7 protein-coding genes are annotated in these 9,793 nt (G+C 68.9%); 2 read left to right on the top strand and 5 right to left on the bottom strand.

Annotation, left to right across the window (positions count from 1 at the left end; all coding sequences use genetic code 11):
- Positions 1 to 250, bottom strand: a 250-nt coding sequence (locus I0Q12_RS23550; protein WP_197255262.1) for a hypothetical protein, incomplete at its 3' end; no start/stop codon positions are given.
- A gap of 92 nt (positions 251 to 342) precedes the next feature.
- Between I0Q12_RS23550 and I0Q12_RS23555 the strand changes: the two genes are divergently transcribed.
- A complete protein-coding gene (locus tag I0Q12_RS23555) occupies positions 343 to 2,064 on the top strand; it encodes an alpha/beta-hydrolase family protein (protein WP_197255264.1) in 1,722 nt (573 codons plus the stop codon).
- Between the two features lie 81 nt (positions 2,065 to 2,145).
- Here the strand turns inward: I0Q12_RS23555 and glgX are convergent, their stop codons facing one another.
- Both glgX and I0Q12_RS23565 read right to left on the bottom strand, forming a co-directional pair.
- Positions 2,146 to 4,470, bottom strand: coding sequence for a glycogen debranching protein GlgX (gene glgX / locus I0Q12_RS23560; RefSeq protein ID WP_197255266.1), 2,325 nt, complete (start codon positions 4,468 to 4,470; stop codon positions 2,146 to 2,148).
- Between the two features lie 52 nt (positions 4,471 to 4,522).
- Positions 4,523 to 6,610, bottom strand: coding sequence for an acyltransferase family protein (locus I0Q12_RS23565; protein WP_374068771.1), 2,088 nt, complete (start codon positions 6,608 to 6,610; stop codon positions 4,523 to 4,525).
- Positions 6,611 to 6,740: 130 nt separating this feature from the next.
- Here I0Q12_RS23565 and I0Q12_RS23570 point away from each other — a divergent pair, with 130 nt between their 5' ends.
- Complete coding sequence (locus tag I0Q12_RS23570; protein WP_374068772.1) at positions 6,741 to 8,027, top strand: adenosylmethionine--8-amino-7-oxononanoate transaminase; 1,287 nt, start codon at positions 6,741 to 6,743, stop codon at positions 8,025 to 8,027.
- Between the two features lie 30 nt (positions 8,028 to 8,057).
- Here the strand turns inward: I0Q12_RS23570 and I0Q12_RS23575 are convergent, their stop codons facing one another.
- Both I0Q12_RS23575 and I0Q12_RS23580 read right to left on the bottom strand, forming a co-directional pair.
- The gene (locus I0Q12_RS23575) at positions 8,058 to 8,726 is read right to left on the bottom strand and encodes an aldo/keto reductase (RefSeq protein ID WP_307846463.1); all 669 of its coding nucleotides are present in this window, start codon (positions 8,724 to 8,726) and stop codon (positions 8,058 to 8,060) included.
- Positions 8,727 to 8,729: 3 nt separating this feature from the next.
- Complete coding sequence (locus I0Q12_RS23580; protein WP_231611298.1) at positions 8,730 to 9,344, bottom strand: MFS transporter; 615 nt, start codon at positions 9,342 to 9,344, stop codon at positions 8,730 to 8,732.
- Positions 9,345 to 9,793 lie beyond the last annotated feature (449 nt).

The following is a 9,793-nucleotide window of genomic DNA, read 5'->3' on the forward strand; positions in this document are numbered from 1 at the left end:
CGTTCCCGCCGTACCGCGCCAGCGCGTCCTTCAGCCCGCGGGGGCGTTCGACGAACTCGTCGGATGTCGCGGTGTCGGGGACGAACCGCGTGTGGTGCGGTGCGAGCACCCGGTAACCGGCGTCCGACAGCGCGATGAGCACGGTCCGGTACCGGGCCGGATCCCCGCCGGAGCCCGACCCGAAAAGCACGATGACCCGGGGGTTTTCGGGACCGAGCACGAGCACATCGAGATCGCGGGGTGTCGCCATGCGGGGAAACCTATCGAAGATCCCCGACAGATGCGGCCGGGAAACACCGGCGCGACGGTTCGCTGCGGGGGATCCTGTAGGCGGAGGTCGCCATGGAGCAGAAGATCCCGGCCGATGCCGGGCACGCCGAGGCAGGCAGGTCCGGAACCGAGGTCGACGACCGAGAGCCGGCTCCCATAGGGTCGCGCCGCAAGTTGCTGTACGTCACCCTTCCCGGATGCTGGGGCGCGCTCGTATTCGCGTGCCTGTCGTTCACCCCGTCCCTGCTCCCGCGCGGAGGGCTCCTGCAGGGCTTGGTCTGCGGGATCACCGCGGCGATCGGGTACGGGCTCGGTGTGCTCGCGGCCTGGGTGTGGCGTGCGTTCGCCGACCGGGGCCCGCGGCGTCCGAGCCGGCGTGCGTGGTTGGTGTTCGCCGTCACCGCGGTGGTGCTGTTCGCCGTCGCATTCGGATTCGGGCAGTACTGGCAGCACCGGATTCGGGAGTTGATGGGGGTCACCGACTACAACATTCCGCTCGCTGTTCTCTCACCCGTGATCGCGGTGGTGGTCTTCGCCCTTCTGGTGGCCATGGGCCGTGGCATCCGAGGTATCTACCGCTGGATCGCGACGCTGCTCGATCGCTGGATCGGCCGCAGCGCGGCGTCCGCGGTCGGCTGGGTGCTGGTGGCCGCACTGGTCTACCTGGTCGTCTCGGGGGTGTTGCTCAGCGGTTTCGTCAACGTCGCCAATTCGGCTTTCTCGCTTAGGGATACGCAGACGCCGGAGGGGGTACAGCAGCCCGCGACCGGTCTGCGATCGGGCGGCCCGGAGTCTGTGGTGCCGTGGGACACGCTGGGCTACCAGGGGCGCGCCTTCATCGGAGACGGCCCGTCCGTGGACGAGATCGGCGGGTTCGCGGGCGGGCCCGCCGAGGAGCCGATCAGGATCTACGCCGGGCTCGCATCCGCCGACGACACCGAGGCCCGCGCGGCACTGGCCGTCGAGGACCTGACCCGCGCCGGCGGCTTCGAGCGCGCCGATCTGCTCGTGGTGACCACGACCGGCAGCGGCTGGGTGGACCCGGCCCTGGTCGACTCGTTCGAATATCTCACCGGCGGCGATGCGGCAACCGTGGCGATCCAGTACTCGTACCTGCCCTCGTGGATCTCCTATCTGGTCGACCAGTCGAAGGCTCGTGAAGCCGGCCGGGACCTGTTCGACGCGGTCTACGAGGAGTGGCTGAAACTGCCGCCGGACAGCCGTCCCCGGCTGTTCGTTGCGGGGGAAAGCCTCGGCTCGTTCGGTGGGGAAACCGCCTTCAGCGGGGAACGCGACCTGAGCAACCGCACGGCGGGTACGTTGTTCGCCGGCCCGCCCAACTTCAACACTCTGTTCCGTGACTTCAGCGATAATCGCGAGCCGGGCAGCCCGGAGGTCGAACCGATCTACAAGAACGGGCGCACGGTGCGGTTCACGAACGACGCCGAGGCCGGGATCCCGCCCGCGGGCCAGCCGTGGGACGGCAACAGGGTCCTGTACCTGATGCACCCGTCGGACCCGATCGTGTGGTGGAGTCCGCACCTGATCCTGAACGAGCCGGACTGGATCGGTGAGGCCCCGGGCACGGACGTGCTCGAGGACATGGTCTGGATGCCGTTCGTCACATTCTGGCAGGTCACCGCGGATCTACCGTTCTCGACCGGGGTTCCCGGCGGGCACGGCCACAAGTACACGACCGAGTACGTCGACGGGTGGAACGCCGTCCTGCGGCCGGAGGGAACGACCCCCGAGGACCTCGCGACCCTCAGGTCCGTCATCGATTCCGAGGAATAGGAACCCACCGACGGCCCGCTGCCTCGTGCGTGGTTTCGGCAGCTGCCGCTACCGAAACCACGCACGAGGCGCGGAGCACCGTCAGTCCTGGCTGCGCGGACGCCGCAGCACCAGCAACGACCGACCCTGCACCTGCACCGACTCGCCGGCGGCGACCGTCAGGTCCCGCAGACCGTCGGGGCTGTCCGTGTCCAGTGCCACCGTCCAGTCGGGGTCGTCGGATCCGCCCGAGGTGACGAAGTCGATCGGCTCGTGATGGGCGTTGAAACACAACAGGAACGTGTCGTCGACGACGCGCTGCCCGCGCTGATCCGGCTCGGGGATACCGTCACCGTTGAGGAACACCGCGAGGGACTTGCCGAATCCGCTGTCCCAGTCCTCGGGCGTCATCTCGTCGCCGCCCGGCGTGCGCCACGCGATGTCGCGGGACTGGTCGCCGCTGCGGATCGGCCGGCCCTCGAAGAACCGGCGCCGCCGGAACACCGGATGATCGCGGCGCAACCGGATCACGTTGCGGGTGAAGGCGAGCATGTCGGTGTCCACGCTCTCGGGTGACCAATCCATCCACGAAAGTTCGTTGTCCTGGCAGTAGACATTGTTGTTGCCGCGCTGCGACCGTCCGATCTCGTCGCCGTGGGCGAGCATCGGGGTGCCCTGCGACAGCATCAGCGTCGCCATGATGTTGCGTCGCTGCCGCGCCCGCAACGCCAGGATCTCCGGATCGTCGGTGGGTCCTTCGGCGCCGCAGTTCCACGACCGGTTGTGCGATTCGCCGTCGCGATTGTCCTCGCCGTTGGCCTCGTTGTGTTTCTCGTTGTAGGACACCAGATCCGCGAGCGTGAACCCGTCGTGTGCGGTCACGAAGTTGATCGACGCGCCGGGACGCCGGCCCGTCGCCTCGTACAGATCCGACGACCCGGTGAGGCGGGACGCGAACTCGCCGAGGGTCGCGGGTTCACCACGCCAGTAGTCACGGACCGTGTCGCGGAACTTGCCGTTCCATTCCGTCCACAGCCCGGGGAAATTGCCCACCTGATAGCCGCCTTCGCCGACGTCCCACGGCTCGGCGATGAGCTTGACCTGCGAGACGACCGGGTCCTGCTGCACCAGATCGAAGAAGGCCGACAGCCGGTCCACGTCGTGCAGTTCGCGGGCCAGCGTCGACGCCAGGTCGAACCGGAATCCGTCGACGTGCATTTCGAGCACCCAGTACCGCAGCGAATCCATGATCAACTGCAGGGTGTGCGGGTGACGGGCGTTGAGGCTGTTGCCGGTGCCCGTGTAGTCCATGTAGTGGGCCTTGTCGTCGTCGACGAGCCGGTAGTAGGCGGCGTTGTCGATGCCGCGGAAACTGATGGTCGGCCCGAGATGGTTGCCTTCGGCGGTGTGGTTGTAGACGACGTCGAGGATCACCTCGATGTCCGCCTCGTGGAAGGCGCGCACCATCGCCTTGAACTCCGCGACGACAGCGCTGGGTTTCGTAGACGACGAGTATTCGGTGTGCGGGGCGAGGAACCCGAACGTGTTGTAACCCCAGTAGTTTCGCAGGCCCTGGTCGAGCAGTACCTGGTCGTGCATGAACTGGTGCACCGGCATCAACTCGATCGCGGTCACCCCGAGATCGCGCAGATGGTCGATGATCACCGGATGTGCCAGTCCCGCATAGGTTCCGCGCAGCTGTTCCGGGATCCCGGGGTGTGTCGCCGTCATGCCCTTGACGTGGGCCTCGTAGATGATCGTCTCGTGATAGGGCCGGCGCGGCGGGCGGTCGGTGGCCCAGTCGAAGAACGGGTTGATGACCACCGTGGTCATGGTGTGCCCGAGCGAATCGAGTTGCGGAAAACCGTCGGCGTCACCGGACTGTTCGTCGCCCGTCGCGTCCTCGGCGGGTGGGTCCTCGTCGGCGGGCTCCGAACCCTCGGCTTCGAGCGCGGTGTCCTCGGCGGCTGCGTCCTCGCCGGCCCCGGATTCGTCGTCCCCGGCTACGGCTGCGCTGTCGTCGGCCTCCGGCACCGCGACCGCATACGAGTACAGCGAGGGGTCGCCGTCGAATGCGCCGTCGAACGCCTTGCCGTACGGATCGAGCAGCAGCTTGCTCGGATCGCAGCGCAGCCCCTGCGCCGGGTCGTACGGTCCGTGGACGCGGTAGCCGTAGCGCTGCCCGGGGGACACCATCGGCAGGTACGCGTGCCACACGTACCCGTCGACCTCCTCCAGCGGGATGCGGGTCTCGGTGTTGTCGCGGGCGATCAGACACAACTCCACCTTCTCGGCGACCTCGGAGAACACCGCGAAGTTCGTGCCGGCGCCGTCGTAGGTGGCGCCGAGCGGATACGGGGTGCCCGGCCAGACCAGCAGTTCCTCCTCGGAGGAGTCACCGGGCGCGGTCGCTTCGCTGGGGTCCATACTCGCTCACCCTAATCGGAACGGCCCCCACTATCCCGGCGAGCGCGACAGGTCACCACCAACCGGTGACCGTGCGCATCCGGCGGCCCAGTTCGGGCGCCAGGGTGCGCACGTACGAGGCGGTGAGGTGGTCGCGATCGCGGTAGATCAGGACGTTGCCCTCCACCGCGAGGCACCGTTCCGGGCGGCACACCACGTCGGACAGATCCAGCGGATGGACCGTCGGCAGGTGCGCGGCCGCGGCCTGGGCGGGATCGACGATGTCGAGTGCATCGGACCGCGCGATTCCGCACGCGTACGCGTCGCCACCGTGGGCGAGACAGTCCGAGGCGCGATAGGGGATGCCGTCGTCCTTCAGCCACGGGGTGTCCCGGATCGCCAGGACCGGGATGCCGTACGAGGTCAGCGTCTCCCACAGCGTCACGTACCGGTCGGGGGTGTAGTCGCCCGGACCCTCGCCTGCCTCGCGGGGACGGGTCGACGTCGTGAACACGTAGTCCGGCGGATTCGCGGCCAGTTCGGCCAGCACACTCGTCGACCATGTGTCGCAGTCGAAGGTCGCCGAGTCCTCGGCCGGCGGAGTCGTCGGAGCCGAGAGCGGGCACCCCACCTTGACGTACGTGTCGACGCGGAAGTGATGCTCGACGCCGAGCAGATCCAGCGCGGGCAGCCAGTGCTCGGAATGCGAGCCGCCGGTCAGTGCGATCCGGCGGCTCGCCGTCGGATCCCCGTAGGTGCAGGACAGCGGCTCCTGCTGTCCGTTCACGGCGATGCACTCCTCGAGCGTGGTGGCAGGAAGGTCGCGATCGGCGATCGTCAGCGGGGGTTTCACCGGTGCGCTCACCGGATCGGTGAGCAGGTCGAACACGGCGGCACCGGGATACACATCGGTGGACAGATTCGGCAGCTCGGCGATCTGCCGGGCGGAACGGTCGACGTACTGGACCCATCCCACGGAGACGGCGGCCAGTGCCACGCCGACGCTCGTCAGAGCCGCGACGAGCGAGGTACGTCCGCGCGACGGGACGCCCTTTCGGATCGGGTCCTCCACCAGCCGGGTGGTGGCCTCGGCCAGCACCAGCGACACGGCGATCACCCCGACACCGCCGAGCACTCCGACGGTGAGCCGGTCCCGCACGATCAGGTACGTGATCAGCACCGGCCAGTGCCACAGGTACAGCGCGTAGGCGATCGAACCGAGCCGCACCAGCGGCGCGGACGCCAGCAGACGCGACACCGCGGTCGATCCGGTCGCGCCGGTCACGACCAGCAGCAGCGCCGCCCCGACCGGCACCAGCGCCCACGGTCCCGGGAACTGTGCGCGGCCGTCGAGTACCGCGCCGCAGCCGAGGAACACGACCAGCGCGAGCACCGCGAGCGTCGCCGCGGCCCACCGCGGAACCCGCAGCCACGGCAGCAGGCACACGAGCAGCCCGCCGAGCGTCAGCTCCCACAGGCGCGCGGCGCTGTCGTAGTACAGCCAGGTTCGCTCCGCGCCCGAGAACGCGGCGTAGCCGAACGAGGCGGCCGTGACCATGGCGAGGAGCATCGTGAGCGGCATCCGCGTGGGCAGGCCGCGGCGCCGCAGGACCCACGCCAGGCCGAACACCACCATCACGGCGGCGAGGTAGAACTGCCCCTGCACCGCGATCGACCACAGATGCTGCAGCGGGCTCACGGACGGATCGGCCGCCAGATAGTCGCTCGCGGTGCGCGCCAGATGCCAGTTCTGCAGGAAGGTCAGCGACGCGAACAGCTGTTCCGCCGCCGAGAACCACCCGGTCGGCGGGGTGAGGACGACCTGGGCCACCGCGACCGCGGTCAGGACCAGCACCAACGGTGCCAGCAACCGCCGGCCCACCCGGCGCAGCACCGGCCGCGGATCGAGCGGCGCGGCCGACTCGGTAACACGCAGCAGCGACCCGACGAAGAAGAAACCGGACAGCGCGAGGAACACGTCCACACCACCGGACACCCGCCCGAACCACACGTGGAACACCACGACCAGAGCGATCGCGAGGCCACGGAGGCCGTCGAGATCGGCGCGCCGGACCGACGCGACGGCACGGTCGCGCTGAGCCGACATGACGGCACCGCCGTCGGCCGACCGCAGCCGTGGTGTGAACGTCGTGACGGGCATCGAGCTCCCTTCCGGGCCGGTCCGACTCGGAGGCGGGCACCGAGCTGTTGCTGTGACGAAAGCACACAGGTACGGGCAGCCACCCTATGCGCTGCTTCGTACGGGCATGAAACCGCCTACAGTCGGGGCCGTGAATTCGCCGTCTCTGCCCGCAGCCCGCATCGCGGAACTCGACGCCGCACACCTGTGGCACCCGTACGGGGCGTTCCCGGCCTCTACCGAGCCCCTCGTCGTCGACCACGCGCACGGCACCCGGCTCGTTCTCGCGGACGGGCGGGAGCTCGTCGACGGTATGAGCTCGTGGTGGGCCGCGGTGCACGGCTACCGGCATCCGGTGCTCGACGCGGCCGTCACCGAGCAGCTCGGACGGATGAGCCACGTGATGTTCGGCGGACTCACCCACGCGCCCGCCGCGCGCCTGGCCGAACTGCTGGTGCAGATCACCCCCGACGGGCTCGACAAGGTCTTCCTCGCCGACTCCGGGTCGGTGTCGGTGGAGGTCGCGATCAAGCTCGCGTTGCAGTACCAGCGCGCGCTCGGGCGCCCGGGACGTCACCGGTTGATGACGTGGCGCGGCGGCTATCACGGCGACACGTTCGCTCCGATGAGCGTGTGCGACCCCGAGGGTGGCATGCACTCGATGTGGACCGACGTGCTTGCCCGGCAGGTGTTCGCCCCCGCACCGCCGCGCGACTTCGATCCGGCCTACGTCGCCGAGTTCGAGAAGATCCTGAACGAGCACACCGACGAACTGGCCGCGGTGATCGTCGAACCGGTGGTGCAGGGCGCCGGCGGCATGCGCTTTCACGATCCGGCCTATCTGCGCGAGCTGCGCCGCATGTGCGACGAACACGGACTGCTGCTGATCCTCGACGAGATCGCCACCGGATTCGGTCGCACGGGTGAGCTGTTCGCCGCCGGCCACGCCGGGATCAGCCCCGACATCATGTGCGTCGGCAAGGCCCTCACCGGCGGGTACGTCACCCTGGCGGCGGTCTTGTGCACCTCCGGGATCGCCGAGGTGATCAGCGCCGGGGAAGGCGGCGGGGTCATGCACGGGCCGACGTTCATGGGCAACCCGCTGGCGTGCGCGGTCGCGGTCGCGGCGGTCGAATTGCTGCTCTCGCGCGACTGGCGATCGGAGATCGCGGCCCTGAACGCCGGCCTCGCGAGCGGACTCGAGCCGGCCCGGGAACTGCCCGGGGTGACCGATGTGCGGGTGCTCGGCGGGATCGGCGTGCTCGAACTCGCCGAACCCGTCGACATGCGCGCCGCCACCGACGCCGCGGTCGCGGCCGGGGTGTGGCTGCGGCCGTTCCGGAACCTGATCTACGCGATGCCGCCGTACGTGTGCACCGCGGACGACGTCGCGGCGATCACCGGCGGGATGCTCGCGGCGGCACGCTCGCGGAGCTGAATCCTGCCGGCTCGGCGGGACGGTCGTTCGTCAGTTGAACTCGTCCGGGTGGGGTCCGGTGCGCAGGTTGCGGTCGGTCGCGGTGATCGCGGCCATGTCCGTGTCGCTGAGCCGGAAGTCGAAGACGTCGAGGTTCTGGCGGATGCGGGCCGGAGTGACCGACTTGGGGATCACGATGTTGCCCAGTTGCAGATGCCAGCGCAGGACCACCTGAGCGGGTGATCTGCCGGTGCGTCGAGCGATCGCTGCGATGGCAGGATCGTCCAGAACGGCACCCTGGGCGAGAGGGCTCCATGCCTCGGTGGCGATGGCGTGCTCGGTGTGGAAGGCACGCAATTCGGCCTGCTGCAGACCGGGGTGCAGTTCGATCTGATTGACGGCCGGGGTCAGCGCACTGTCGTCCAGCAGGCGCTGGAGGTGAGTCGGCTGGAAGTTCGATACGCCCGCGGCGCGGATGCGTCCTTCCTCCGCGAGGCGTTCGAGGGCGCGCCACGAATCCGGGTAGAGGCCGCGGGCGGGGGTGGGCCAGTGGATCAGATAGAGATCCAGATAGTCGAGACCGAGGTTGGCGAGGCTCGCGTCGAAGGCGCGAGCTGGGGGATCTCGACGTCGTTGTTCAGTTTCACGGTGGGGATCGTGGAGGGTGTCATGAGGGAATCCTTCGAAGATGTTCGCTGGGTGAGGGTTTCGAGGTGACAGGGGTCAGGGGTGGACGGCTCCCGCGGTGGCGTGAGCGGCGCGGCCGAGGTCGGGAGCAGCCCGAGCACGAGTCGCGGTGACGCGGGCGGATCGGCGCTGCAGCCGGTGCGAGATCACGGCCGGAACCAGGGCGGAGGCGGCCAGGATCGCCCCGACGGCATTGGGTGCGGTGTAGCCGAGACCGGCGGAGATCACCAGGCCGCCGAGCCAGGCGGCCAGTGCGTTGCCGAGGTTGAAGGCGCCGATGTTGGCGGCCGAGGCCAGTGTCGGGGCACCGTGTGCGTGGTCCAGGACATGTTTCTGCAGGGGCGGGACGGTGGCGAAACCGAGTGCGCCGATGAGGAAGACGGCCACGACGGACGCGGCTTTGTCGGAGGCCAGGAAGGTGAACAGGCCGAGGACCAGTGCCAGGCCTGCGAGGGCGGTGTAGAGCATCGGCATGAGCTTGCGGTCCGCGAAGTGCCCGCCGATGAGGTTGCCGACGACCATGCCCGTCCCGAAGGCGGCCATCAGCCACGAGAGGGAGGACTCCGCGAAGTTGCCGACCTCGGTGAGCATCGGCGCGATGTAGGTGATGGCAGCGAACACGCCGCCGAAGCCCAGGACGGTCATCGTCATGGCCAGCACGACCTGAATGTTCTCGAAGGCTCACAACAGTCGACGAGAAATCTGATACTCCGTCATACTCTCCGATTCTTCCTGTTGCCTTGCTGCGTGTCCCGGAGGAGCGGGATCGGCACGCATCGCAAGGGTCGGTCACCGCATCGGCACACACCCCGACCCGGTCGGGACGCGGACCGAACCGAATCTGTCGGTGCCCGACGCTACGGTCGACGCCGCAGTCGAGCACGACGAGATGGTCCCGGCGGGAACCGATCGACGACGACACGGGGCGGGGGTGAACGGATGAGCAACACCGCACCGATCGACCGGCGCCCGTTCGCGTTCACCACCCGCCCGTACGCGGCGGTCGACGACACCACCGGCGAGCCGATCGGACTCGACGACCTCGACACCCGCATCGCATGGCTGCTCGACCTGATCACCGGCGCCGAAACCGAACTGCT

The sequence above is a fragment of the Rhodococcus sp. CX genome, assembly GCF_015865005.1.
Lineage (GTDB): Bacteria > Actinomycetota > Actinomycetes > Mycobacteriales > Mycobacteriaceae > Rhodococcus.

Coding starts and splice junctions, on each gene's coding strand:
- I0Q12_RS23565 (WP_374068771.1), bottom strand. CDS start 6,610: ATGCCCGTCACGACGTTCACACCACGGCTGCGGTCGGCCGACGGCGGT.
- I0Q12_RS23580 (WP_231611298.1), bottom strand. CDS start 9,344: ATGACGATGACCGTCCTGGGCTTCGGCGGCGTGTTCGCTGCCATCACC.
- I0Q12_RS23555 (WP_197255264.1), top strand. CDS start 343: ATGGAGCAGAAGATCCCGGCCGATGCCGGGCACGCCGAGGCAGGCAGG.
- glgX (WP_197255266.1), bottom strand. CDS start 4,470: ATGGACCCCAGCGAAGCGACCGCGCCCGGTGACTCCTCCGAGGAGGAA.